Genomic DNA, 24,819 nt, shown 5'->3' with positions numbered 1-24,819 from the left:
TGAAATCATCCGGCTCTAGGACCGATCGGAATGAGCGAGGCAAGCGAAAAGCAAGCGGCAGGCCTGAACGGCGGGATCGGGGTGGTGATCGTTGCCGCCGGCCGCGGCGCGCGCGCCGGACAGGCCGACGGTCCGAAGCAATATCAGCGTATCGGCGGCCGTGCCGTCATCGCGCATACCTTGGATATCTTCCTCTCCCATCCGATGATCGGTCCCGTGGTCGTGGCCATCCATGCCGACGACGCCGACCTTTTCCAACGCGCGGCCGAAGCGCATGGCAATCGTCTTGTCGCCGTTATCGGCGGCCCTTCGCGCCAGGCGTCCGTCCGGCTCGGCCTCCTGGCGCTGAGGGACCAGGCACCGGCAAAAGTGCTGGTGCATGACGCCGTGCGACCCTTCGTCGACGCCGGGCTGATCGACCGCACCATCGAAGCCATCGGCGAGGGCCAGGGCGCGTTGCCGGCGCTCCCTGTCGCCGACACGCTGAAGCGAGAATCGGCCGCCGGCATGATCGACGAGACGGTGTCGAGAGCCGGCCTTCATGCCGCGCAGACGCCGCAGGGCTTTCCGTTCTGGCCGCTGCTTGCCGCGCACGAGAAGGCACATCATCTGGGCAAGACGGAATTCACCGACGACGCGGCGATCGCCGAATGGGCACAGATACCGGTCAAGATCGTTCCCGGATCGCCGGACAACGTCAAACTCACCTGGGCAAGGGACATTGCATTGGCCGACCAGCGGCTTTCGAGCGCGCAGCAGCGCTTCCCGGATATTCGTACCGGCAACGGCTATGACGTGCACGCGTTCGAGCCCGGCGACCATGTAACGCTCTGCGGCGTCGCCATTCCATATGATCGCAAACTCTCCGGCCATTCGGACGCCGATGTCGGGCTTCACGCGCTGACGGACGCGCTGCTCGCCACCTGCGGCGCCGGCGACATCGGCACGCATTTCCCACCGTCCGATCCGCAATGGAAGGGTGCTGCCTCGAAGATCTTCGTCGAGCACGCGGCAAGGCTGGTGCGCGAGCGCGGCGGCCGTATCGCCAATGCCGATATCACGCTGATCTGCGAGGCGCCGCGCGTCGGGCCGCATCGCGCGGCAATGACGCAAGCGCTCGCAGCCATGCTCGGCATCGCGCCCGAGCGGATTTCGATCAAGGCGACAACCAACGAGAAGCTCGGCTTTGTCGGGCGCGGCGAAGGTATCGCCGCGATCGCCACCGCCAGCGTCGTCTATCCGGGCGAGGTGCCGGCATGAGCAACGCCGAACTCGCAAATGCCCTGCTCCAGGCCTGCCAGCAGCGCGGCATCATGCTGGCCACGGCCGAAAGCTGCACCGGCGGCCTGATCATCGCGGCGCTCACCGATATCGCCGGGTCTTCCGCCGTGGTCGATCGCGGCTTCGTCACCTATTCCAACGAAGCCAAGATGGAGATGCTCGGCGTCTCCGCCGCCACGCTCGATGCGCACGGCGCGGTCTCGCGCGAGACGGTGCTGGAAATGGCGGCGGGGGCGCTGACGCACTCGCAAGCGGGCCTGTCGCTCGCCGTCACCGGCATTGCCGGCCCTAGCGGCGGCTCGGCCGACAAGCCGGTCGGTCTTGTCTGGTTCGGGATAGCGCTTGCCGGACAACCGGTAACCGCTGAGCGGCAGCTGTTCGGTCACAAAGGCCGCGAATTCATCCGGCACGAGACGGTGCGGCACGCGCTGCAACTCGGCTTGCGGGCGCTGGGCGAACGTTAGGCGGGCTTTACACCGTAAATCACGTTTGCCCGTTTCTCGAAGGCTTCCGAGAACATGCGGAAGGCACGGTCGAACATCGTGCCCATCACGGCGCCGAGGATGCGGCTCTTGAACTCGTAGTCGATGAAGAAATGCACCTCGCAGCCGCTGGTTGCGGGATCGAAGCGCCAGATGTTGCTGAGATATTTGAACGGGCCGTCTATGTATTTGACGTCGATCGCTTTCTCGTCGGGCTTCAACAGCACCTGGGTCGTGAAGGTCTCGCGGATGGCCTTGTAGCCGATGCTCATATCGGCAACCAGGATGGTGCGGCCGTCACGCTCCTTGCGCGAGCGCACGGTGAGCGATTCGCAGAGCGGCAGGAATTGCGGGTAGGCCTCGATGTCCGCCACCAGCGCGAACATCTCGTCGGGCGTATGCGCGACGCGGCGTGTCGCCTCGAATTTCGGCATTGAAGGTCAGCTGGCCTTCGCGAGCTGCGCCTCGCGCGCCGCGCGCAGCCTGGCGAAATCCTCGCCGGCATGGTGCGAGGAGCGCGTCAGCGGGCTCGACGCCATCAGCAGGAAACCCTTGGTCTTGCCGATCGTCTCGTAGGATTTGAACTCGTCCGGCGGGATAAAGCGGATCACCGGATGATGCTTTTTGGAAGGCTGCAGATACTGGCCGATGGTCATGAAATCGACATTGGCCGAACGCAGATCGTCCATCAACTGCAGCACTTCGTTGCGCTCCTCGCCGAGGCCGACCATGATGCCGGATTTGGTGAAGATCGACGGGTCGAGTTCCTTGACCCGCTGCAAAAGCCGGATCGAATGGAAATAACGCGCGCCGGGGCGAACCGTCAGGTAGTTCGACGGCACGGTTTCGAGATTGTGGTTGAAGACATCGGGCTTGGCGGCGACGACGATCTCCAGCGCGCCGTCCTTGCGCAGGAAGTCGGGCGTCAGGATCTCGATCGTCGTCGATGGCGTTGCCGAGCGAATGGCGCGGATGACTTCGGCGAAATGCTGCGCGCCGCCATCGTCAAGATCGTCGCGGTCGACGGATGTGATGACGACATGGCTCAACCCCATCTGCTTGACGGCGTGCGCCACGCGCGCCGGCTCATCCTGGTCGAGCGCGGTCGGGATGCCGGTCGCGACATTGCAGAAGGCGCAGGCGCGCGTGCAGATCTCGCCCATGATCATGAAGGTGGCGTGCTTCTTGTCCCAGCATTCGCCGATGTTGGGGCAACCGGCCTCCTCGCACACCGTCACCAGCTTGTGCGACTTCACGATCTCGCGCGTTTCGGCATAGCCCTTGGAAACCGGCGCTTTGACGCGGATCCAGTCGGGCTTGCGCAGCACCTCCTGGTCGGGCCGGTGCGCCTTTTCGGGATGCCGCGGGCGCGGCCGGTTGGCGATCGTGTCCACGACTGTGACCATTTCAAACCCTTCGCGGCCGCGATTTCGCCAGCCGCCTGTCTTGCGTCATCTAGGACTTTTCGGGACAAAGAAAAAGGCCGCGGCAGCGCATGCCGCCACGGCCATTTTCGCATAACGGCGGCTTCGGGTCAGCGACGCACGAGCCGTCCGACGAAGATCAGCAGGCAGGCGCCGATGAAGCCGGTGATCAGATAGGCGACCCAGCCGACGCCGAACGACTGGATGTTGAGAGCCTGCAGGATCGCGTTCAGCACTATCGCACCGACGATCCCCATGATGATGTTCATGAAGATACCGGTGTTGCTCTTCATGACCATCTCGGCCAGCCAGCCCGCCAAGCCGCCGATGATGATGGCTGCGATCCAGCCGACACCATTCATATGCATGTGCCAATTCCTCCTCGATCAGGTGAAAATGCATCCGGATACGAACCGCCTTGCCGTCAGCTTTCTCCGGCTGCCGCGTGTGAGTCTCGCCCGACAACGTTAGCACGGATTGGCCATCGATCACCGATTGGTGACTTATCACCGATTGGTGACTCATCATGCGTTCAAAACGCGGCCATAGGCGTCGAGCACGCTCTCCTTCATCATCTCCGACAGTGTCGGATGCGGGAAGATCGTATGCATCAGCTCTTCCTCGGTGGTCTCCAGGTTCATCGCCACGACAAAACCCTGGATGAGCTCGGTCACCTCGGCGCCGACCATGTGCGCGCCGAGAAGCTGGCCGGTCTTCTTGTCGAAGATGGTCTTGACGAAGCCCTGGTCCTCGCCGAGCGCGATGGCCTTGCCGTTGGCGCTGAACGGGAAGCGGCCGACGCGGATATCCTTGCCTTCGGCCTTGGCCTTCGCCTCGGTCAGGCCGACGGAAGCGACCTGCGGGCTGCAATAGGTGCAGCCGGGGATCTTCAACTTGTCGATGGGGTGCACGCCGGGGAAATTGGCTATCTTCTCGACGCAGACAACGCCTTCATGCTCGGCCTTGTGGGCGAGCATAGGCGGGCCGGCGACGTCGCCGATCGCGTAGATGCCGGGCACATTGGTCTTGCCGTAGCCGTCGACGACCACGCAGCCGCGGTCCGTCTTCACGCCAAGCGCTTCGAGGCCGAGATTCTCGATGTTGCCCTGCACGCCGACGGCCGAGATCATGCGGTCGGCGGTGATCTTCTCGACCTTGCCGTCCTTCATCTCGACATGCGCGGTGACCGAATTGGCGCCCTTTTCAACCTTGGTCACCTTGGCCTCGAGGAGTATCTTCATGCCTTGCTTCTCGAATTGTTTTTGCGCGAATTTCGAGACCTCGGCGTCCTCGACCGGCATCACCGCCGGCAGCAGCTCGACCACCGTCACATCGGCGCCCATGGTGCGATAGAAGGAGGCGAATTCGATGCCGATGGCGCCCGAGCCCATCACCAGCAGCGATTTCGGCATTTCCTTCGGCACCATGGCCTCGAAATAGGTCCAGATCAGCTTGCCGTCCGGCTCGATGCCGGGCAGTGCGCGCGGCCTGGCGCCCGTCGCCAGGATGATGTGCTTGGCCGTGTAGGTGCCCTCGCCCTTGACGCCTTTCGGCACCGGCGGCTGCGGCTCCATCGCCTTCTTCGCGGTCTTCGAAACGACGACCTCGCCCGGTTTGTCACCGGCAGGAGCCTTGGAAAGCTTCGCCTCGCCCCAGATGACGTCGACCTTGTTCTTCTTCATCAGGAAGCCGACGCCGGTGTTCAGCCGTAGCGAGACTTTTCGCGAGCGGTCGACCACGGCAGCGGTGTCGGGGATGATTTTACCCGACTCAAGCTTCAGCCCATAATCCTTCAGACGATCCGAATAATGCATGATCTCGGCCGAGCGCAGCAGCGCCTTGGTCGGAATGCAGCCCCAATTCAGGCAGATGCCGCCAAGATGCTCGCGCTCGACGATCGCCGTCTTGAAGCCGAGCTGGGCGGAACGCACCGCCGTGACATAGCCGCCGGGGCCTGAGCCGATGATGATGACGTCGTAGGATTCAGCCACGGGTTTTCTCCCTGATCTTTCTGAGGGTTAGAGCGAGAGCATGACGCGCACGAGCGGCGCCAGAGCCTTGCCGATGTTTCGCGTGTTCTCGGCATCGAGATGGACGCCGTCGAGCGGCGTGGTGGTAGCGATAGTGCCGGCGTCGAAGAAGCCGCAGCCGGCCTCGTCGGCCAGCGCCGAATATTGGACCGCAAGTCGCTTGGAGGCGTCGTCACCGCCAGCGAACATTTCCTTGAACTCGGCATTGTCAGTGCGTGTCACGACAGGCGGCGCGACGATGAGGATCTGCGGCGCCGGCCATTCGAACGGATAGTCATGGCCGCGCACGATATCGATCAGCCGCTGCACGCCTTGCTTGGCTGCGACCGGATTGCCGTGAATCCAGGGCTTCATGTCGTTGGAGCCGAGCATGATGATGACGAGATCGAGCGGCGCATGACTGGTCAGGATCGTCGGCAGGACGCGGGCACCATTGCGATCGGCACCAGCCAGATGGTCGTCGAATGCCGTGGTGCGGCCGTTGAGGCCTTCGGCGATGACTTCGACGTCGCCCCCGAGCTCGCCCCCGAGAACGCTCGGCCAGCGGTCCTCGAGCGCATGGCGGCCGAGACTGGCGGCGTCATAGCCCCAGGTCAGCGAGTCGCCATAGCAGAGAATTGTCTTCATGCGGTTGCCCCACCCTTGCCGAAAGCTGGCTGCGAGCGCCTGCCGCGCAGGAGTGCGAAGAGCTCGCCGTCAGGATTGAAAATGATCAGGGCGAAAAGGCTGGTGAAGAATTTCCGCACCGCCTTTTCCCTTCTTACACCAGCATGCCCATCGGGTTTTCGATCAGGCGCTTGAAGGCGCCGAGCAGTTCCGCGCCGAGCGCGCCGTCGACGGCGCGGTGATCGGTCGACAAGGTCACCGACATCACGGTGGCTATTCCGATCTCGCCCTTCTTGACCACCGCCCGCTCCTCGCCGGCGCCGACAGCCAGGATCGTCGCATGCGGCGGGTTGATGACGGCGGCAAAGTCCTTGACGCCGAACATACCCAGATTGGATATCGCCGTCGTGCCGCCCTGATATTCTTCCGGCTTCAGCTTGCGGCTCCTGGCGCGGCTTGCCAGATCCTTCATCTCGTTGGAGATGACCGACAGCGTCTTTTCATCGGCATGGCGGATGATCGGCGTGATCAGGCCGCCGGGGATCGAGACGGCGACGCCGACATCGGCGTGCTTGTGCTTGACCATGGCGCTCTCGGTCCAGGAGGCGTTGGCGTCCGGCACCGCCATCAGCGCCATGGCCATCGCCTTGATGACCATGTCGTTGACCGAGAGCTTGTAGGCCGGCGCCTCGCCCTTGTCGGTCTTCCGCATCGGGGCTGCGGCATTGAGCTGCGTGCGCAGCGCAAGCAGCGCGTCGAGCTCGCAGTCCAGCGTCAAATAGAAATGCGGGATGGTGGACTTCGCCTCGACCAGGCGACGCGCGATGGTCTTGCGCATGTTGTCGTGCGGCACCAGCTCGTAGGAGCCTTCGGCGAACAGCTTCAGCACCTGGTCGTCCGACACCGGCTTGGCTGCGGCCGGAGCGGACGGGGCGGCCGCGGGCGCCTTCGCAGCCGGAGCGCCGCCGGAAGCGATCGCCGCCTCGACATCGACCTTCACAACGCGGCCATGCGGGCCGGAACCGGTCAGCGCCGTCACGTCGACGCCGGCATCCTTGGCGATGCGGCGGGCCAGCGGCGATGCGAAGACGCGATCGCCTGCGGCGTGGCCGTTGGCGACGGGAGCAGGCTCGGCCTTCGCCGGCGCGGACGCCGCTGCGGCTGCTGCCGGCTTGGGGGCTTCCTTGGGCGGCTCGGCCTTCGGGGCATCCGCTTTCGGCGCTTCGGCCTTGGGCGCGGCGCCGCCGCCGCTCTTGGCAGCGGCCGCGGCATCCTCGCCTTCACCGGCCAGGATGGCGATCAGCGCGTTGACCTTGACGCCCTCGGTGCCGGCCGGAACCACCAGCTTGGCGACCGTGCCTTCATCGACCGCCTCGACTTCCATCGTCGCCTTGTCGGTCTCGATCTCGGCGATCACGTCACCCGGCGAAACCTTATCGCCTTCCTTGACCAGCCATTTTGATAGATTGCCCTCTTCCATGGTCGGGGAGAGCGCCGGCATGGTGATGTTGATTGGCATGATGTCCTCCCGACCGGCTCAGCGATAAGTGACGGCTTTGACGGCCTCGACGACTTCGCCGACGTTGGGCAGCGCCAGCTTCTCGAGGTTCGCCGCATAAGGCATGGGCACGTCCTTGCCGGCAATGGTGATCACCGGCGCATCGAGGTAATCGAAGGCGCGCTGCGAGACCTGGTTGGCGATGTGATCGCCGACCGAGTTCTGCGGAAAACCTTCTTCCACCACCACGAGACGGTTGGTCTTCTTCACAGAGGCGATGATCGTGTCGAAGTCGAGCGGACGGATGGTTCTGAGATCGATGATCTCGGCGTCGATGCCCATGCCGCGCAACTCGGCTTCCGCCTTGAGCGCATAGGTCATGCCGATGCCGAAGGAGACCAGGGTGACGTCCTTGCCCTGCTTGTGGATACGCGCCTTGCCGATCGGCAGCACGAAGTCGTCGAGCTTCGGCACATCGAAGGAATGGCCGTAGAGGATCTCGTTCTCCAGGAAGATGACCGGGTTCGGATCGCGGATCGCGGCCTTGAGCAGGCCCTTGGCGTCGGCAGCCGTATAGGGCATCACCACCTTCAGGCCGGGGATATGGCTGTACCAGGCGGCATAGCACTGCGAGTGCTGGGCGGCGACGCGGGCAGCCGCACCGTTGGGCCCGCGGAACACGATCGGCGCGCCCATCTGGCCGCCGGACATATAGAGCGTCTTGGCGGCCGAGTTGATGATCTGGTCGATCGCCTGCATGGCGAAGTTGAAGGTCATGAACTCGACGATCGGCTTCAGCCCCGCCATCGCGGCGCCGACGCCGACGCCGGCAAAGCCATGCTCGGTGATCGGCGTGTCGACGACGCGCCTCGGCCCGAATTCCTGCAGCAGGCCCTGCGTGATCTTGTAGGCGCCTTGGTACTCGGCAACTTCCTCGCCCATGACGAAGACATCGCCGTCGCGGCGCATCTCCTCGGCCATGGCGTCACGGAGCGCTTCGCGCACCGTGGTGGAAACCATCTCGGTGCCGGCGGGTATATCCGGATCGGCGGCGATTTCCGCCTTCGGCGCGGCGGCGACAGGAGCGGCAGCGTCGCCCTTGGCCGCAGCGGGGGCTGGCGCCGGCGTGGCTTTTTCAGCCTTGGCGGGTTCTTCACCGACACCTTCGCCGGCCTTGTCGACGTCCTCGCCGTCGACGGCAAGCACGGCAATCACCGCGTTGACCTTGACGCCTTCACTGCCGGCGGGAACCACGATCTTGGCCAGCGTGCCTTCGTCGACGGCTTCGACCTCCATCGTCGCCTTGTCGGTCTCGATCTCGGCGATGACGTCACCGGCGACGACCTTGTCGCCTTCGTTCTTCAGCCATTTGGAAAGATTGCCCTCTTCCATCGTCGGCGACAGCGCGGGCATGAGAATTTCGATCGGCATGTCCTTGCCCTCTCCTTAGAGTACGATGTCGGTCCAGAGCTCGGACGGATCCGGCTCGGCGTCGTTCTGGGCGAATTCGGCGGCGTCGGCGACGATGTCGCGGACTTCTTTGTCGATGGCCTTGAGCTCGTCCTCGCTTGCCCACTTCTTGTCGAGCAGCCGCACCCGGACCTGCTCGATCGGGTCACGCTCGGAGCGCATCTTCTGCACTTCCTCCTTGGAGCGGTATTTCGCCGGATCGGACATCGAATGGCCGCGATAGCGATAGGTCTGCATCTCGAGGATGAGCGGACCGTTGCCGGCACGGCACCATTCTGTGGCCAGATCGGCCGCCGACTTCACCGCGCGGACGTCCATGCCGTCGACCTGGATGCCGGGGATCTTGAAGGAAGCGCCGCGATGCGAGAAGTCGGTCTCGGCCGACGAGCGCGACACGGACGTGCCCATGGCGTAGCGGTTGTTCTCGATGATGTAGATCACCGGCAGCTTCCACAGCGAGGCCATGTTGAAGCTTTCATAGACCTGGCCCTGGTTGGCGGCGCCGTCGCCGAAATAGGTCAGCGAGACATTCTTGTTGTCGCGGTAGCGGTTGGCGAAGGCAAGACCGGTGCCGAGCGACACCTGCGCGCCGACAATGCCGTGGCCGCCATAGAAATGCTTCTCCTTGGAGAACATGTGCATCGAGCCGCCCTTGCCCTTCGACAGGCCGCCACGGCGGCCAGTCAACTCGGCCATGACGCCGCGCGGCGACAGCTCCATCGCCAGCATGTGGCCATGGTCGCGATAGGCGGTGATCATCTGGTCGCCTTCGACCAGCGCCATCTTCATGCCGGTGACCACGGCCTCCTGGCCGATATAGAGGTGGCAGAAGCCGCCGATGAAGCCCATGCCGTAAAGCTGGCCCGCCTTCTCCTCGAAGCGGCGGATCAAAAGCATGTGCCGGTAGGCGGAAAGCTCTTCTTCTTTGGTGAAATCCGCCGGTTTGGGCGCTGACAGATTGGGCTGTTTGTCGGATCTGGATTTTGCGGGCGCTTTTTTGGCGGCGGTGGCCATGCGTCACTCCCTGTTGGCGTCTCTTCGCGGACATTCAGGGAGATCGATCGTCTCCCCACCGATTGCGGAAAGCTAACATGCAAGGATGTATTGCGCCATGCTGAAAAACGCATGGCTGGCATGCATCTAAGCGATTAGAATCATTGAAAATAAGATCGATTAACCGAAATTCAGTTATTTCGCCGAGACAGGCAACATGATGGTGATTTCGTCGGGATGGGACAGATTGAGCGCCTTTCGGGCCTGCTCGTCAAGCATATCCTTCTCCAGCGTACCCTCATGCATCAGCTGGACACGGCGCTCGAAGTCGATCCGGCGCGCCTTCACGGCGTCAAGCTGGGCCTGCAATTCAACCGCCTGGGCCTGCAGCCGATATTTGGAATAGATGCCGAATTCGCCGTGATAGGCATGGAAGCCGAAATAGGCCAGGAAGAGCACGCAAAGCGAAGGGATGATCAGCCTGCCGGTGTTTCTCTGCTTGTGCTGACGTGTCCACATGACCCGAACCCTCGCGGCCGCGAACGCAAGCGGCCATGAATCGTATTTCGCCCGATTGTGCTTAATGGACGGTTACGGACCGTGGACTTTGGCGAAGTGGAATGACCGGCGGGCAAGTTGCCTCGACGTGTTTGCGGTCGCGTGGCCCGCATTCGTGAAAAAGGTTGACGTCGTTCTGAAATGATGCATGCATACGCTATGCAATTATTGGACGCCAACAAGCTCGGCGCTCTCGGCGTCGTGATTCGCGACAGGACGGAAGCATCCTTGAGGGAGCTTTCGCCGAGCGCGGCGGCGGTGCTGTCGATGCTGCACTTCAAGCGGGGACTGACGACGACGCAACTCGCTGAAATTGTCGGTGTCAGTCAACCGACTGCTGTACGTTTGATCGACGGGTTGGAGCGGCAGGCGCTGATTGTGCGTGGCAAACCGGAGGGTCGTGTCACGCCGCTGATGCTAACGGAGAGAGGCCACGCCCTAGTCAAGGAGATGCAGGCTCTCCGGCTCACCGCGCTTGACGGATTGCTGTCGGCACTGAGACCGGATGAGCGGCCGCGCTTTGTTTCCATGCTGGATAGGATTCTTGCGGGCGCGACGACTTCCCGGGCCTTCGCGAGAACAACCTGTCGCCTCTGCGAGCATGATCTTTGCGGAGCCGAGGTTTGTCCGATCGGCTGTCGCGCCGCTGAGATCGAGAAACAGGAGAGCGAGCGATGATCATTTCTTACGCTGGGCATTCGCCGGCGATCGATACAGATGCGTGGGTCGCCCCGGACGCCACCGTATGTGGCGATGTCACCGTTGGCGCTGGCAGCCGGGTCATGCATGGCGCCCGCATCGTGGCGGAGGCGGGCGGCTCGATCCGCATTGGCCGCTACTGCATCGTGCTGGAGAATGCGGTGATCCGCGCCACAGCGCGTCACCCTTGCACGATTGGGAACTATTGCATTGTAGGTCCCAATAGCCACGTGGTCGGCGCAGAAGTCGGCGATGAGGTTTTTATCGCTACGGGCGCCGCGGTATTCCATGGCGCACACATAGGCCGCGGATCGGAAGTCCGCATCAACGGCACCGTTCACCTACGCACCCGCCTCGAGCCGGGCGCCGTCGTACCGATCGGCTGGATCGCCGTCGGCGACCCGGCGCAAGTCCTGCCCCCCGACCGGCATGAGGCAATCTGGTCTCACCAGAAACCGCTCGATTTCCCGGGCTACGTCTACGGGGTCGACCGAAACGAGCCGGACGTGATGCTGAAAATCACAGGAGGCCTCTCGGCGGCGCTCGGCGTGCATCGCACGGAAAGCGCTTGAGGAGCGCGGTGCTCCCAGGCGCGTCGCGCGAGGCCCTGCGACGCGCTCTAAAGTCTTGTTTTGATGTCGTTCTCTCAAAACCGCTGAGTACTTTTGAGCGACATGCATTAGCGGCTCAGCGAACGAGCGCGCTTACATTCCCTGGAAATTGCCGGGATCAGCCCTTGACCACCGACTTGCCTGCGTAGCGCGCCTGCTTGCCGAGCTCTTCCTCGATGCGGATGAGCTGGTTGTATTTGGCCATGCGGTCCGAACGCGACAGGGAGCCGGTCTTGATCTGCCCGCAATTGGTGGCGACGGCGAGGTCGGCGATGGTCGAATCCTCGGTCTCGCCCGAGCGGTGCGACATGACGGCGGTGTAGCCGGCCTTGTGCGCGGTCTCGACGGCGTCAAGCGTCTCGGTCAGCGAGCCGATCTGGTTGACCTTGACCAGGATCGAATTGGCGACGCCCATGCGGATACCGTCGCGCAGCCGCGCCGTATTGGTGACGAAGAGGTCGTCGCCGACGAGCTGGGTCTTCTTGCCGATCAGGTCGGTCAGGATCTTCCAGCCTTCCCAATCGTCCTCGGCAAGGCCGTCCTCGATGGTGATGATCGGATAGTCGGCAGCGAGCTTGGCAAGATACTTGGCCTGCGCCTTCGGATCGCGGGTCTTCTTCTCGCCCTCATAGACGTAATTGCCGTCCTTGAAGAACTCGGTCGCCGCGCAATCGAGACCTAGGGCCACGTCCTCACCCGGCTTGAAGCCGGCCTTCTCGATCGATTCCATGATGAAATCGAGCGCCGAAGGCGCGCTCTTCAGGTTGGGAGCGAAGCCGCCCTCGTCGCCGACATTGGTGTTGTGGCCGGCATCCTTGAGCTTCTTGCGCAGCGTGTGGAAAATCTCCGAGCCCCAGCGCACGCCGTCGCGCAGCGTCGGCGCGCCGATCGGCAGGATCATGAACTCCTGGAAGTCGATCGGGTTGTCGGCATGCGCGCCGCCGTTGATGATGTTCATCATCGGCACCGGCAGGATGTGCGCCTTGGTGCCGCCGACATAGCGGTAGAGCGGCAGGCCGGCGGCCTCGGCCGCGGCCTTGGCGACCGCCAGCGATACGCCGAGGATGGCGTTGGCGCCGAGGCGGCTCTTGTTCGGCGTGCCGTCGAGCTCGATCATCGTCTGGTCGATATGGATCTGGTTCTCGGCTTCCATGCCACCGATCGCCTCGAACAGCTCGCCGTTAACCGCTTCGACAGCGCGCTGCACGCCCTTGCCGAGATAGCGCGGCCCGCCGTCCCGCATTTCGACCGCCTCATGCGCGCCGGTCGATGCGCCCGACGGCACAGCGGCGCGGCCCATGGAGCCGTCCTCCAGCACCACGTCGACCTCGACGGTCGGATTGCCACGGCTGTCCAGGATTTCACGCCCGACAATGTCGATGATGGCGGTCATTTGCGATGTCCCCGATTGATCGATTGAAGCGTCGCGCCCCTCTTAGCCAAAGCAGAGCAAAAGGCAATCGGCGGGCCCGCATTTATTGCCGCGGGCGTGATTCACGAAGCGCAATTTTCTGTCATCATAAGTCATGCGCGCTGTGTGACCATCTCATCTAAGGTCGCGTTCGCGCGGGGCGAAACAGGAGGAGTTTCGCCATGTCCCAGTTGAGCGGTATCGTGAGTTTGTTCCTGATCGCCGCAGCGTTCCTGACGTCATGCGACGATCAGAAACCCCAGCAGAGCTCGGTGGAGCTATCGACTCTCAACGCGGCGGAGTAGTTAAACGTCAAAGGCCCCCGGCTTTATATCGGGGGCCTTTCGATTCCCAGCTTGCCGATCGTGCAATCAATGCCAATAGGGCTTCACATGGTAATACTGGAATGAAGCATCGCGGGCGGCTTCGCCGTCAGCGCCGGTCAATTCCTCGATCGAATATGCCGGTGCCGCCTGGAGCTGCTCCTTGGTGAACGGCACGACATAGCCGCCTTGATCCTCGTCATAATCGAGCGTCGCCCACGGAATCGCGTGGTACTTCTCGCCCATGCCGAGGAAGCCGCCGAAACCGATCACGGCGAACATGATGCCGTTCGACATCTTGTCGAGCATCACGTCCTCGATGCTGCCGATGCTCTTGCCTTCGGTGTTATAGACCGACGTGCCGATGACGCGCGAGGCGGCAATGGCTTCGGTATGCCCGGACGGAGTAGTCATGATGGTGCTCCTCTCGTTGAATGCATGCACCGACAATGAGAGGAGCGCGCTAAGGTTCCCGACGATTTGCTCAGCTGTCGGTGAGGCAGCCCCCGCTCACCACAAGCCGGCCCAGGATCGAGGTCCGCCGCTGGAATCAGTGGCCCTTGGCGATCCGATCAAAGGCCATGAGCTTCTCCAGCAACGCCGGCATGTCCTTGAGAGGCACCATGTTGGGGCCATCCGAAGACGTCGAATTGTCCGGGTCCTGATGGGTTTCGATGAAGACGCCGGCGACACCGACGGCAACGGCCGCGCGCGAGAGCGTCGCGACGAAGCGCCGTTCGCCGCCGGACGAGCCGCCCTGCCCGCCCGGCTGCTGCACGGAATGGGTGGCGTCGAAGATCACCGGGGCGCCGATCTCGGCCATGACCGGCAGAGCGCGCATGTCCGAGACCAGCGTGTTGTAGCCGAACGAGACGCCGCGCTCGGTGGTGAGCACATTCGGGTTGCCGGAGCCGGTGATCTTGGCGACGACATTCTTCATGTCCCAGGGCGCGAGGAACTGCCCCTTCTTCACGTTGATGACCTTGCCGGTCCTGGCGGCGGCGACCAGCATGTCAGTCTGGCGCGACAGGAAGGCGGGAATCTGCAGGACATCGACATGGGGTGCTACGATCGCGCATTGCTCCTCGTTGTGGACGTCAGTCAGCACAGGAAGGCCAAACTCCTTGCGCAGATCGTCGAAGATCGGCATCGCCGCATCGAGTCCCGCGCCGCGCGTCGCCGACAGAGAGGTGCGGTTGGCCTTGTCGTAGCTGGTCTTGTAGACGAGTCCGATACCCAGACGTTCCGTCAGCTCCTTCAGCGCGCCGGCCATGTCGAAAGCGTGCTGGCGCGATTCAAGCTGGCACGGGCCGGCGATTAGCGACAGCGGCGCATTGTTGGCGAAGACGACCTTGCCGACGGTTACCGATGCGTTGGGCGCCTGGGGCTTGCTCATGGGATCTCCCGGAAGATGAAGGCGGCGCCCTGTCCGGGCGCCGGCGGAACGACGATGTCATTGCCGTTCATGTCGTGATCGATGGCCCCGGCCGCAAGCGCGTGCGCCGCTGTAGCTTTGTCGCGGATCGAGAAAACAACCGCCTGAAACCGTAAATGCGGTGAGGGTTCGGCCGCCAGGCCGAAGCGCTGCGCGTAGGTTTCGGGCGTGACGATGCTCAGGACCCCATTTGGCAGCCGCACCGCGTCACCGTCTGCCTCTGAGCCGGCGGCGATCGAGATCAATGCGATCTGCGCGGCAGGCACATCGCTCACGGCGATCACCTCGACGATGCCGGACACGCCATTGGCATGGGCCTGCAGCGCCGTGCGATCGATCTTCGGCGGGTTCACGCGCTCGCAGGCGAAGAGGAAGGCGTCCGTCGCTCCCTTGCCGGCCGCGAAGGCCAGCTTGAAGGACGCCGTGTCGCTCTTTCCGTTCGCATCGGTGAACGCGCGTGAGAAACGCAGCGTATCGCCGGCTGACAGACCGGCTTCGACAAAACGCATATGGTCGGCATCGGCATTGCCGGTTCCAAGCACGACGGCGGAAAAACCTTCCTCGCCCAGCCGCTCGCGATAAAGGCGATCGCGCGCTATGAAAACATTGCCGGCCGCAATCGCTTGTCTTGCCGCCTGTTCATTTCCCACCGCCAGCGGCTCGAGATAGGTGCCGTCGGCAAAAAAGACGCAGGCGTTCTCCGAGCCGAACGGGTGGATGCCCGTGGGGGCGACGACGAAGCCGAGCGAGGCCAGACGCGACCGCGCGGCATCGAGGTTCCGTGTCGGCAACACGAGATGGTCGAGCGGATGGGCGGAGTTTCTGGTCATGCCGGCGCGGTGTGCCTCATTCCGGCCGGCTGTTCAAGAGCGGCGGCCCGACGGACCGTGCTCTGCCGCTTCAGGCAGCGGCCACAACATCGGCCGAATAGCGCAGTTCGCGCAGCGGCTTCACCTTGCTGGTCGTATCCGCATAAATCGGATGCGCCTTGTAAGCGGCAAGCGCCGCCTCGTCCTCGAACTCGGCATAGACGACGACATCGATCGCATTGGAGAACTGATCGACCTTGGTGTTGAGCGTCACCTCGAAATGCTTCGAGTGCGGAATCTTGCCGAGCGCCAGCAGGCCCGAGCGCACAGTCTCGACATCTTCCTTGCGCCGCACGCTGAAGAAAACGATGTGCCGGATCAAGCCAGCCTCCCTGGTCTTCGCTTCAGCGGCGTTTTTGTGGGAGCAATGCCCAGGCGTCAACCGGCAACGATGTCGCGCCCGCGATGCGAAACCGGCGAGACCTTACCCGGTAACGTAGCGCACGATGCGCGAGACTTCCCGCACGGTCACGTCGAGGTAGTGGCCGCGATTGTAGAGGCCGTCCCAAAACAGGAAGAAGGTGATGGAGGCGATGACGATCACATAACGCATGGCTAAAACTATCCCATGCGGACGGCCGGAACCAGAGCGGCCGGGGCAGCGATTTTGGCAGTTCACTGCTTTTTGCCTGAAGCGCTTTCCCGTCAGCGGCGGCGCGGGCGGCCGCCCAGGCAGCCGCGTCGACGCTGCACGGCGTCAAAGCGTGATGCGGTATTTGGCGAAACCCGCCTCGCCCTCGCCTGCCGGCTCGATCTTCAACGACTTGACCTCGGCAATGAAATCCTTGGCCCTCGGGCCGGTCTCGAAGACGACGCTGGCGCCGGGCAGAGGCGCGAACGACCAGTTGCCGTCCGCCGACGGATTGATGGTGCCCTCGCTGACGACAAAGCGCACGATCACGTCGCGGTTGGTGTCGGGCGCCTCATAGATGATCTTCGAGGCGTTGATATCGGGAAAATTGCCGCCGCCGCCGGCACGGTAGTTGTTGGTGGCAACGACGAATTTCGCTGCCGGATCAATCGGTTTTCCGTCGAATTTCAGGTCGGCGATGCGGTTGGAGCCTGTGTTCGCGATGCCGCCCTTGGCATCGTATTTCGGCGGCTGCGACAGGTCGATCCTGTAGGTGACGCCATCGATGACGTCGAAATTGTAGGACGGGAAATCGGTGTTGATGAGCGGCTGATCCGCCTTGCCCGGCTCGATATGGTTGAAGATGCCGGCCGACATCTCCAGCCATTCCTTCACCTCGGCGCCGGTGATTTCGACGGCGCGCACCGTGTTCGGATAGAGATAGAGATCGGCGACGTTCTTGATGGCGATATCGCCCACTGGAACGTCGGTATAATAGTCGGCGCCGTTGCGGCCGCCGGCCTTGAAGGGTGCTGCCGCCGATAGCAGCGGCACGTCCTTCCACCCAGTGCTCTTCAATATGTCCTTGAGATACCAGGTCTGCGCCTGGTTGACGATCTGCACCGATGGATCATCGGCCACCAGAGCGAAATAGGAATAGAGCGGCGCCGAGGTCTTGCCGACGGGGCGGCGGACATAGGCAAGGGTTGCCTCGTGGTCCTGCTCGAGCGCGGCGATGATGCGCTTGTCGTCGCCAACCGTCGCCTTGTTCTTGTTGTCGACGCGCTCATAGATCGGCCGCGCCTCGGAGGTGGCCGAGACGACCCGCCATGTCGAGCCGTCACGCTCCAGAAGCAGGTCGATCAGACCCATATGCGATCCCCAGAAGCCACCCATGACCGCCGGCTTGGCCTGCAGCGTGCCCTTTTCGGTGTCGACGCCTGCGAGCGCCTGGAAATCCTTCTTGCCGGGGAAGACCAAGTGCTGGTGGCCGGTGAAGACCGCGTCGATGCCCTCGACGCCGGCGACGAAGAAGGAGGCATTCTCCATCTTGTCGCCCTGCTTGATGTCGATGCCGGAATGCGAGAGCGCGATGACGATGTCGGCGCCTTCTTCCCTGATCTGCGGCACCCAGGCCTTGGCCGCCTCGACGATGTCGCGCGTCTGGACGTTGCCTTCGAGGTTCTTCAGGTCCCAGACCATGATCTGGGGCGGCACGAAGCCGATGACGCCGATCCTGATCGGTTGCTCGGCACCCGACCCATCCTTGATCTTCCTGTCGAGGATCACATAAGGCTTGAGGTAGAGCTTGTCGTCGCGCGGGCTCGTGGCAAGCGTGGTGCCGCGGATCAGGTTCGCGCAGACGAAGGGAAAGTTGGCGCCGGCCAGCACCTTGTCGAGAAAGGACAGGCCGTAATTGAATTCATGGTTGCCGAGCGTCGAGCATTCATAGCCGAGGAGGTTCATGCCCTTCATGACCGGGTGCAGGTCGCCATCTTTCATGCCCTCCTCATAGGCGACATAGTCACCCATCGGGCTGCCCTGCAGCAGGTCGCCATTGTCGATCAGCATCGAATTCGTGGCTTCCTTGCGCACCGCGTCGATCAGCGAGGCGGTGCGCGACAGGCCCATCGTGTCGTTCGCTTTGTCGGCGTAATAATCGTAAGGCAACAGGTTCACATGGATGTCGGTCGTCTCCATGATCCTGAGATGCGCCTGGTTGGCTGCGGCGCGGGCGGAGAACGGATGCAGCATGATCAGTGCGCTGCCGGCAGCGACGCCGGCCAGGAATTCGCGACGGGAGATGGGCAGTCGTGACATTTTCTTCTCCTCTTCGACAACGCGACAACCCCTTGCCCCAGGCACGGAGCATGGCGCTGAAGGCGCGTTGAGTCCACGTGCGCGGAAAGCCGTTCAATCACGACAAGGTGACGGGTCGATGAAGCAGGCTGCAGCGGGGCGATCAGCTTTTGTCGTCATCGCCCTGCGTGATCAGGCGCGCACTGCGCTGGCCCGTAAAGTATATCCATAGCCAGCTAAGCGAGACCGCCAGGCGGTTGCGGAAATCGATCAGGAAATAGATGTGCGCTATGCCCCAGAGCCACCAGGCGAGCCAGCCGGTGAGCTTGATCCAGCCGAAATCGATGGCGGCGGCGCGCTTGCCGATCGTCGCCAGATCGCCGTCATGACGGTATTGGAAAGGACGCTTCGCCATGTCGCCGGCGAGCCGCGCCTTGATCGTCGCGGCAACATGCTTGCCCTCCTGCTTGGCGGAGGGCGCCACACCCGGCACCGGCCTTCCATCCGGCCGCAGCACATGCGCGGTGTCGCCGATGACGAAAATGTCTGGACTGCCCGGCACGGTGAGGTCTGGTTCGACGAATACCCTGCCCGCTCGGTCGGCCGGCGCTCCCAGCCATTCGGCCGCCGGCGAAGCGGCAACGCCGGCCGCCCAGATGATCGTTCTTGCCGGCAGGCGCGTGTCGCCGAAGACCACCCCTTCGGCATCGAGCTTGGTGACGGGGCGCCCGAGCTCGATGGTGACGCCCAGCCGTTCCAGCGCCTTGCGGGCATAGTCGGAAAGCTGCGGCGCGAAATTGGCCAGGATCCGGTCGCCGGCTTCGATCAGCACGACGCGCGCCTGGCTTGGGTCGATGTTGCGGAACTCGCCGCGCAATGTGTCATGCGCGAGCTCGACAATGGTACCGGCGAGCTCGACACCGGTCGGCCCGCCGCCGACGATGACCAGCGTCAGCAGCGCCTGGCGCCTGGCCGGATCGGTTTCGCGCTCGGCCTGCTCGAAAGCGAGCAGGATACGGCGCCGGATCGTCGTGGCATCCTCAAGCGTCTTCAGACCCGGTGCGAACGGCTCCCATTCGTCATGGCCGAAATAGGCGTGGCGCGCGCCGGTGGCGAGCACCAGCGTGTCATAGGGGATCGAGCTGCCGTCCTCGATCAGCACGCGCTTGCCGGCGCGGTCGACGCCGGTGACATTGCCGAGAAGCGTCGTCACGTCCTTGCGCCTGCGCAGAAGATGGCGAATCGGCCAGGCGACTTCCGAGGTCGCCAGCGACGTCGTCGCCACCTGGTAAAGCAGCGGTTGGAAGAGATGGTGGTTGCGCTTGTCGATCATGGTGATGCGCACCGGAGCTCCCGCCAGCGCGCGCGTGAGTTCGAGGCCGCCGAAGCCGGCGCCGACGACAACGACTTTATGCTCGGTTTCGCTCATTTCATTCCACCTCGCCAAAGTGCAATCCTACTGATGATGTAAGTATTTTTGTGCACTGCAACAATATTGCGCATGGCAACGGTCATGCCCGGGAGTCGTCGTGCGGCGTCGTGAATGCACATGCGGTCGCACAGGCGCGAGTATAGCGTGAAACAAAACGACGGGAGCCAAGCATGGCTGACAAACACGACGACGAAGGCCCGGCCCAATACGCCTCACCGCCCTGCTTCATGCACGAACTCGACCCGGAATACCGGGAGCCGCTCTCCGACTGGACGGATGTTCGGCGATGGCGCAAGGCCGAGCGTGAGCGACTCATCACCGGGCGCCTCGCCGTTTCAGCCGATGCGCGCGCCGCCATGTCGGCACGCATCGCGAAAGGCCTCGACGCGCTGATCGGCGACATAGCCGGCCGGATGGTCAGCCTCTACTGGCCATTTCGCGGCGAGCCGGATCTGCGTGGCTGGATGGCCTCGATCAACGATCGCGGTGGGCGCACCGCGCTGCCCGTCGTCATCGAGAAGGGGCAGCCGCTGGTGTTTCGCGCCTACAAACAGGGCGACCGGCTGGAAAAGGGCGTGTGGAACATTCCGATCCCGGCCGAGGGCGACCCGGTGCTGCCCGACATCGTGATCTCGCCGATCGTCGGCATCGATCCAGGTAACTATCGGCTGGGTTATGGCGGCGGCTTTTACGATCGCACGCTTGCCGCAATGCCGTTCAGGCCGCTGGTCATCGGCGTCGGCTACGAATTGCAGCGCATTCCGACCATCTACCCGCAGCCGCACGATATCCCAATGACTACTGTGGTGACCGAAGCCGCAGCGGTTTAAGCCATCTCAGGCCGCAGCCCGACCGCCGTACGATCGACGATCTCGCGCAGCGCAAAGGACGAGTTGATCTTGGTCACGTGCGGCATGGCCGACAGCCATTCCTTGTGGATACGCTCATAGTCGACGAGATCCTTCGCCGCGATGCGCAGGATGTAGTCGTATTCGCCCGACATCAGATGGCAGGAGAGCACGTTCGGGCAGCGCTTGATCGCCGCCTCGAAATCCGACAGCGTCTTTTCGAATTGCCCCGACAGCGATATGTGCACGATCGCCGTCATCTGGTGGCCGAGCGCGGAATTGGACAGCCGCGCGTGGTAGCCGCGGATGGTTCCGGACTTCTCCAGATTGTCGAGCCGGCGCGAACAGGCCGATTGGGAAAGGCCGACCTTCTCCGCGAGCGCCGCATTGGGGATCCGGCCATCCTTCTGCAAAGTCTCCAGAATGGCGATATCAATCCTGTCGAGCCGCATTTTTCGTGGTTCCTGCGAATTTCAAGTCGTTTTGCGCAACGATTATCGAAGAGCGACCATTGCCGCAAGTGCATTCGCAAACACATACGGAACGATTCGTGGTTGACTGCGGTTACTGCGTGTCCACCCTCCGCATATTTTCGACCCGGTGACATGCACGAGCGACAGTGAGAGCGCCCCTTGAAGGGCGCGGACAGGGAGAAGAAAGATGCGTGTCGGCTGCCCCAAGGAAATCAAGAACCACGAATATCGCGTCGGCCTGACGCCGGGCTCGGTCCGCGAATATGTCGCGCATGGCCATGAAGTGCTGGTCGAGACCGGTGCTGGCGCCGGCATCGGCGCCGACGACAACGCCTATCGCGCCGCCGGCGCCACCATCGCCAAGACGGCCGCCGACGTGTTCGCCAAGTCGGACATGATCGTCAAGGTCAAGGAGCCGCAGCCCAACGAATGGGTGCAGCTGCGCGACGGCCAGATTCTCTACACCTATCTCCATTTGGCTCCGGATCCGGAGCAGACCAAGGGTCTTCTTGGCTCGGGCGTCACCGCGATTGCCTATGAGACCGTGACCGACGACCGCGGCGGCCTGCCGCTGCTCGCGCCGATGTCGGAAGTCGCCGGCCGCCTGTCGATCCAGGCCGGCGCGACTGCGCTGCAGAAGGCCAATGGCGGCCGCGGCGTGCTGCTCGGCGGTGTGCCCGGCGTGCTGCCCGGCAAGGTCACCGTGCTCGGCGGCGGCGTCGTCGGCCTGCATGCAGCCAAGATGGCTGTCGGCCTCGGCGCCGACGTCACCATCATCGACCGCTCGATCCCGCGTCTTCGCCAGCTCGACGACATCTTCGGCGGCCGCGTCCATACACGCTACTCGACCGTCGAAGCGCTGGAGGAAGAATGCTTCTCGGCCGATGTCGTCATCGGCGCCGTGCTGATCCCGGGCGCCGCCGCGCCCAAGCTCGTCACCCGCGAAATGCTTTCCGGCATGAAGAAGGGCTCGGTGCTGGTCGACGTCGCGATCGATCAGGGCGGTTGCTTCGAGACCTCGCATGCCACGACGCACGCCGATCCGACCTATGAGGTCGACGGCGTGATCCACTATTGCGTCGCAAACATGCCTGGCGCCGTGCCGGTCACTTCGGCGCACGCGCTCAACAACGCGACGCTGCACTATGGCCTGCAGCTCGCCGACAAGGGCCTCAAGGCGCTGGTCGACGACCACCATTTGCGCAACGGCCTCAATGTCCACAAGGGCAAGATCACCAACCGCGCCGTCGCCGAGGCGCTCGGCTACGAAATGGTCGAACCGAAGGCGGTCCTTGCCGCCTGATAATCCGCAACGATTTCCTTCAGTCGCCCGCCGGGTCATTCCGGCGGGCTTTTTCTTGCGCGGAAACTGCGCTTCCGTCGAAAATTTTGGCAACAAAAAAGCGGAGCAAAAAGCCCCGCTTCCTCGACTGTCACGATCTGCCGCCGGTCCATCCGCGGTCGACACATCGCAACCACTGCTTTTTAGCGCAGCAGTACGACGAGAATACGACGGTCTTGAAAACGCGCCTCTTTTCGCTCTTCCGCCATTATGCGGTCTTGTGTGAAATGCTTCACATTCGCTCGACGAGAAAGATGTCTAGAGACGGACCGTTACTGGCGGCCTGAGTTGCTTGCCGGGTCGGACAAGTCCGGCCCGAACGGCACTGGCCCGACAGCTTCTGTCAGACCCTCCAACGGCCCGCCCGACCATCGGCGGGCTTCTTTTTTGGCTCATGCCCGCTCGATGCGGCATTGATAGCAATTGTTGCGGGCCGAGCGGACATGGATGTAGGCGATGTCGTCGCGCCCAAACAGCGTCCGCGCGCGGGCGGCAATCTCGCCGGTCGGCGTGACGGCGCCGCTGCCATAAACGATGCGATCGTCCCTGCCGTAACCCCTGACGATATAGTCGCTGCTTTCGAGCATCTCCGGCAGCGCATCCCCTTCGGCTGCGCGCTCGCATTCCTCGGCATGTAGGAAGATCGGGCCGGTTTCGGCATAGGGCTGCAGTTCCGGAAACGGCCGGTAGGCAACGATCAGATAGCCGTCACCTTCGGCGACATTCCTGAGGCAATGCCTGCATGGCACGCCGTCGCCGTCGGAAATGCGGTGCTCCGGGGTGCGGCCGTAGGCATCGGGCCCACCCCGCTGCAAGGCGCGCACGGCTTCGGTCGGCAAGGCTTTGAACTGGATGCTCATGGCAGATCTCCGGTGTCGATCTCCGGAAATTATGCCGTGGCGACAATGCCTCCCACCCGATTCCTGACTGGCGGAACCGTTTCTCACCAGTCCTGGAATTGCTCTAGTCTCGCATGACGCTGGCCGAGCGCTCGGCGAAGGTCAGCGGATGCACGACCTCTCTCTTCTGCGCCACCGGCGTGAAGCCCAGCTTCTGATAAAGCGGCAGAGCTGCCGGATGGTCGAGCGTGCAGGTCTGCACGGTGACGCGCCTTGGCCCATGCGCCCAGGCCGCCGAGATCGCGGCGCCAAGGAACCAGCGGCCGATGCCTTGACCATGCGCATGCTCCATCATGCCGAAATAGGCGAGCTCCACCTCGTCCGGCAGATGCGGCTTGAGGTCGAAGAAGCCGGCGGGCGCGCCGTCGAGATAGAGCACGCGGATGTCTCGGTCCTCGCGGTGCAAGCTGGCGGCAAGCTCCTCGTCGCTGAGCCTCAGCACATTGACCCAATGCCATTTGCGCCCGACGCGATCCATCAGATAGCGGTAGAAATGAAGCGGGATATCTTTCGTCTTCAGCAGCGCGATCTGGCGATTGTAAGGGATCGGCGGCGAAACCGCCGGAGCCGCGTGCATCTCCAGGAATGTGACCGTCACTTCGATATCCTGCGGCGCGCCGTTTTCCATCATTCTTTCCCCGTCACCACCGGTGTGTCGCTGAGACCGCCCCACTCGGTCCAGGACCCGTCGTAAAGCCGGTTGTCGGTGTGGCCGAGCGTCTCGAGCGCCAGCGTGATCGCCGCCGCCGTGATGCCCGAGCCGCACGACGTCACGACCGGTTTCGACAGGTCGATGCCCGCATCCTCGATCGCCTTGCGCAAGCGGTCCTTGGGCAGCAGCTCGCCATTCTCGGCAAGCGCCGTGATCGGAACGTTATGCGCGCCAGGCATATGGCCCGAACGGACGCCCGCACGCGGCTCCGGATCGGTTCCGGCAAAGCGGCCGGCCGAACGCGCGTCGGCGATCTGGCTCTCATGGCTGCCGACGATCCTGCGCATCTCGTCGAGTCCGACAACCCGGCTGGCATCGAAATCGGCATAAAAGACACTCGGCGCGATCTTTGTCGGCTCGGCCGTCACTGGTCGCCCCTCGGCCTTCCAGCGGTCAAATCCGCCATTGAGAATGTAGACCTGGAAGACGCCCATGACGCGGAACATCCACCAGGCGCGCGGCGCCGAGAACAGGCCGGGCCCGTCATAGACGACGATAGTGTCGTCAGCCGAAACGCCCATGGCGCCGACATATTGGGCGAAATGCTGCGGCGATGCCAATGTGTGCGGCAGTTTCGAATCCGGATCGGACACCGCATCCTGGTCGAGGAAGCGAGCACCCGGAATATGAGCGGCATCGTATTCGGCACGGGCGTCGCGCTTTTGCGCCGGCAGATACCACGAAGCGTCGACAATGGTGAGACCCGGCTCGCCAAGTCGCTTTTCCAGCCAATCGGCGTCGACGATGAAGGGACTGTCCTGCGCCATTTTATT

28 protein-coding genes are annotated in these 24,819 nt (G+C 63.2%); 7 read left to right on the top strand and 21 right to left on the bottom strand.

Going from position 1 to position 24,819, the window contains the following annotated elements:
* Nucleotides 1-30 precede the first annotated feature (30 nt).
* Together FJ425_RS00180 and FJ425_RS00175 are read left to right on the top strand one after the other, a co-directional pair.
* On the top strand, nucleotides 31-1,260 hold the full coding sequence (locus FJ425_RS00180) for a bifunctional 2-C-methyl-D-erythritol 4-phosphate cytidylyltransferase/2-C-methyl-D-erythritol 2,4-cyclodiphosphate synthase (protein WP_140720857.1): 1,230 nt from the start codon (nucleotides 31-33) through the stop codon (nucleotides 1,258-1,260).
* The gene (locus FJ425_RS00175; protein ID WP_140720854.1) at nucleotides 1,257-1,745 is read left to right on the top strand and encodes a CinA family protein; all 489 of its coding nucleotides are present in this window, start codon (nucleotides 1,257-1,259) and stop codon (nucleotides 1,743-1,745) included. Before FJ425_RS00180 ends, FJ425_RS00175 begins: the two co-directional genes overlap by 4 nt.
* Here the strand turns inward: FJ425_RS00175 and FJ425_RS00170 are convergent.
* The 9 genes from FJ425_RS00170 to FJ425_RS00130 form a co-directional block, all read right to left on the bottom strand.
* Complete coding sequence (locus FJ425_RS00170) at nucleotides 1,742-2,197, bottom strand: type II toxin-antitoxin system RatA family toxin (protein WP_140542906.1); 456 nt, start codon at nucleotides 2,195-2,197, stop codon at nucleotides 1,742-1,744. The two genes, FJ425_RS00175 and FJ425_RS00170, sit on opposite strands and share 4 nt — an antisense overlap.
* Before the next feature lie 6 nt (nucleotides 2,198-2,203).
* Nucleotides 2,204-3,169: a lipoyl synthase gene (lipA, locus tag FJ425_RS00165; RefSeq protein WP_140720851.1), complete on the bottom strand. Its 966-nt coding sequence runs from the start codon at nucleotides 3,167-3,169 to the stop codon at nucleotides 2,204-2,206.
* A 128-nt stretch (nucleotides 3,170-3,297) separates the two neighbouring features.
* The gene (locus FJ425_RS00160) at nucleotides 3,298-3,555 is read right to left on the bottom strand and encodes a GlsB/YeaQ/YmgE family stress response membrane protein (RefSeq protein WP_140636722.1); all 258 of its coding nucleotides are present in this window, start codon (nucleotides 3,553-3,555) and stop codon (nucleotides 3,298-3,300) included.
* A 156-nt stretch (nucleotides 3,556-3,711) separates the two neighbouring features.
* Nucleotides 3,712-5,178: a dihydrolipoyl dehydrogenase gene (lpdA, locus tag FJ425_RS00155; protein WP_140636724.1), complete on the bottom strand. Its 1,467-nt coding sequence runs from the start codon at nucleotides 5,176-5,178 to the stop codon at nucleotides 3,712-3,714.
* A 27-nt stretch (nucleotides 5,179-5,205) separates the two neighbouring features.
* Entirely contained in the window at nucleotides 5,206-5,844 is a 639-nt protein-coding gene (locus FJ425_RS00150) for an SGNH/GDSL hydrolase family protein (protein WP_140636726.1), read from the bottom strand.
* 133 nt (nucleotides 5,845-5,977) lie between these two features.
* Entirely contained in the window at nucleotides 5,978-7,342 is a 1,365-nt protein-coding gene (locus FJ425_RS00145) for a pyruvate dehydrogenase complex dihydrolipoamide acetyltransferase (protein ID WP_140720848.1), read from the bottom strand.
* A gap of 18 nt (nucleotides 7,343-7,360) precedes the next feature.
* Entirely contained in the window at nucleotides 7,361-8,752 is a 1,392-nt protein-coding gene (locus FJ425_RS00140; protein ID WP_140720845.1) for a pyruvate dehydrogenase complex E1 component subunit beta, read from the bottom strand.
* A gap of 15 nt (nucleotides 8,753-8,767) precedes the next feature.
* Nucleotides 8,768-9,805: a pyruvate dehydrogenase (acetyl-transferring) E1 component subunit alpha gene (gene pdhA / locus FJ425_RS00135; protein ID WP_140720843.1), complete on the bottom strand. Its 1,038-nt coding sequence runs from the start codon at nucleotides 9,803-9,805 to the stop codon at nucleotides 8,768-8,770.
* 174 nt (nucleotides 9,806-9,979) lie between these two features.
* A complete protein-coding gene (locus FJ425_RS00130; protein WP_140720840.1) occupies nucleotides 9,980-10,303 on the bottom strand; it encodes a septum formation initiator family protein in 324 nt (107 codons plus the stop codon).
* Nucleotides 10,304-10,501: 198 nt separating this feature from the next.
* On the opposite strand from FJ425_RS00130, the gene FJ425_RS00125 reads away from it, so the two are divergent.
* Together FJ425_RS00125 and FJ425_RS00120 are read left to right on the top strand one after the other, a co-directional pair.
* On the top strand, nucleotides 10,502-11,020 hold the full coding sequence (locus tag FJ425_RS00125) for a MarR family transcriptional regulator (protein ID WP_246677836.1): 519 nt from the start codon (nucleotides 10,502-10,504) through the stop codon (nucleotides 11,018-11,020).
* Nucleotides 11,017-11,613 carry a gamma carbonic anhydrase family protein gene (locus tag FJ425_RS00120; RefSeq protein WP_140720834.1) on the top strand — a complete coding sequence of 199 codons (597 nt, stop codon included), beginning with the start codon at nucleotides 11,017-11,019 and terminating at the stop codon, nucleotides 11,611-11,613. The genes FJ425_RS00125 and FJ425_RS00120 overlap by 4 nt, the downstream gene beginning before the upstream one ends.
* A 157-nt stretch (nucleotides 11,614-11,770) precedes the next feature.
* Here the strand turns inward: FJ425_RS00120 and eno are convergent, their stop codons facing one another.
* On the bottom strand, nucleotides 11,771-13,045 hold the full coding sequence (gene eno, locus FJ425_RS00115; RefSeq protein WP_140720831.1) for a phosphopyruvate hydratase: 1,275 nt from the start codon (nucleotides 13,043-13,045) through the stop codon (nucleotides 11,771-11,773).
* A 200-nt stretch (nucleotides 13,046-13,245) separates the two neighbouring features.
* Here eno and FJ425_RS32285 point away from each other — a divergent pair, with 200 nt between their 5' ends.
* The gene (locus FJ425_RS32285) at nucleotides 13,246-13,368 is read left to right on the top strand and encodes a hypothetical protein (RefSeq protein ID WP_263490149.1); all 123 of its coding nucleotides are present in this window, start codon (nucleotides 13,246-13,248) and stop codon (nucleotides 13,366-13,368) included.
* A 66-nt stretch (nucleotides 13,369-13,434) separates the two neighbouring features.
* Here the strand turns inward: FJ425_RS32285 and FJ425_RS00110 are convergent, their stop codons facing one another.
* From FJ425_RS00110 to FJ425_RS00085, 7 genes are all read right to left on the bottom strand, one after another.
* Nucleotides 13,435-13,800 (bottom strand): PRC-barrel domain-containing protein, encoded by a 366-nt coding sequence (locus tag FJ425_RS00110; protein WP_126082771.1) that lies wholly within the window; start codon nucleotides 13,798-13,800, stop codon nucleotides 13,435-13,437.
* A 136-nt stretch (nucleotides 13,801-13,936) separates the two neighbouring features.
* On the bottom strand, nucleotides 13,937-14,782 hold the full coding sequence (kdsA, locus tag FJ425_RS00105) for a 3-deoxy-8-phosphooctulonate synthase (RefSeq protein WP_140720828.1): 846 nt from the start codon (nucleotides 14,780-14,782) through the stop codon (nucleotides 13,937-13,939).
* Complete coding sequence (locus FJ425_RS00100; protein ID WP_140720825.1) at nucleotides 14,779-15,651, bottom strand: VOC family protein; 873 nt, start codon at nucleotides 15,649-15,651, stop codon at nucleotides 14,779-14,781. The genes kdsA and FJ425_RS00100 overlap by 4 nt, the downstream gene beginning before the upstream one ends.
* A 70-nt stretch (nucleotides 15,652-15,721) precedes the next feature.
* Nucleotides 15,722-16,012, bottom strand: coding sequence for a Dabb family protein (locus FJ425_RS00095; RefSeq protein WP_095765474.1), 291 nt, complete (start codon nucleotides 16,010-16,012; stop codon nucleotides 15,722-15,724).
* Nucleotides 16,013-16,114: 102 nt separating this feature from the next.
* Nucleotides 16,115-16,243: a hypothetical protein gene (locus tag FJ425_RS32280; protein WP_263481783.1), complete on the bottom strand. Its 129-nt coding sequence runs from the start codon at nucleotides 16,241-16,243 to the stop codon at nucleotides 16,115-16,117.
* Between the two features lie 144 nt (nucleotides 16,244-16,387).
* Entirely contained in the window at nucleotides 16,388-18,361 is a 1,974-nt protein-coding gene (locus FJ425_RS00090; RefSeq protein ID WP_140720822.1) for a bifunctional 2',3'-cyclic-nucleotide 2'-phosphodiesterase/3'-nucleotidase, read from the bottom strand.
* Between the two features lie 142 nt (nucleotides 18,362-18,503).
* Nucleotides 18,504-19,769 (bottom strand): NAD(P)/FAD-dependent oxidoreductase, encoded by a 1,266-nt coding sequence (locus tag FJ425_RS00085; RefSeq protein WP_140720819.1) that lies wholly within the window; start codon nucleotides 19,767-19,769, stop codon nucleotides 18,504-18,506.
* Nucleotides 19,770-19,942: 173 nt separating this feature from the next.
* Here FJ425_RS00085 and FJ425_RS00080 point away from each other — a divergent pair, with 173 nt between their 5' ends.
* Entirely contained in the window at nucleotides 19,943-20,602 is a 660-nt protein-coding gene (locus tag FJ425_RS00080; protein WP_140542889.1) for a 5-formyltetrahydrofolate cyclo-ligase, read from the top strand.
* On the opposite strand, the gene FJ425_RS00075 is transcribed toward FJ425_RS00080, so the two are convergent.
* Entirely contained in the window at nucleotides 20,599-21,072 is a 474-nt protein-coding gene (locus FJ425_RS00075) for an Lrp/AsnC family transcriptional regulator (protein ID WP_040982960.1), read from the bottom strand. The two genes, FJ425_RS00080 and FJ425_RS00075, sit on opposite strands and share 4 nt — an antisense overlap.
* A gap of 208 nt (nucleotides 21,073-21,280) precedes the next feature.
* Here FJ425_RS00075 and ald point away from each other — a divergent pair, with 208 nt between their 5' ends.
* Nucleotides 21,281-22,396: an alanine dehydrogenase gene (gene ald / locus FJ425_RS00070; RefSeq protein ID WP_140636540.1), complete on the top strand. Its 1,116-nt coding sequence runs from the start codon at nucleotides 21,281-21,283 to the stop codon at nucleotides 22,394-22,396.
* Nucleotides 22,397-22,827: 431 nt separating this feature from the next.
* On the opposite strand, the gene FJ425_RS00065 is transcribed toward ald, so the two are convergent.
* From FJ425_RS00065 to sseA, 3 genes are all read right to left on the bottom strand, one after another.
* Nucleotides 22,828-23,295: a DUF1203 domain-containing protein gene (locus FJ425_RS00065; RefSeq protein ID WP_140700316.1), complete on the bottom strand. Its 468-nt coding sequence runs from the start codon at nucleotides 23,293-23,295 to the stop codon at nucleotides 22,828-22,830.
* A 103-nt stretch (nucleotides 23,296-23,398) separates the two neighbouring features.
* A complete protein-coding gene (locus FJ425_RS00060; protein ID WP_140721577.1) occupies nucleotides 23,399-23,962 on the bottom strand; it encodes a GNAT family N-acetyltransferase in 564 nt (187 codons plus the stop codon).
* Nucleotides 23,962-24,813 carry a 3-mercaptopyruvate sulfurtransferase gene (sseA, locus tag FJ425_RS00055; protein ID WP_140720816.1) on the bottom strand — a complete coding sequence of 284 codons (852 nt, stop codon included), beginning with the start codon at nucleotides 24,811-24,813 and terminating at the stop codon, nucleotides 23,962-23,964. The genes FJ425_RS00060 and sseA overlap by 1 nt, the downstream gene beginning before the upstream one ends.
* Between the last annotated feature and the right edge of the window lie 6 nt (nucleotides 24,814-24,819).

Source organism: Mesorhizobium sp. B2-7-2 (genome assembly GCF_006440775.1).
In the GTDB taxonomy this organism is placed as follows: domain Bacteria; phylum Pseudomonadota; class Alphaproteobacteria; order Rhizobiales; family Rhizobiaceae; genus Mesorhizobium.
Note: the sequence above shows the minus strand (reverse complement) of the source record. Positions and strands in the feature narration are given on the sequence as shown.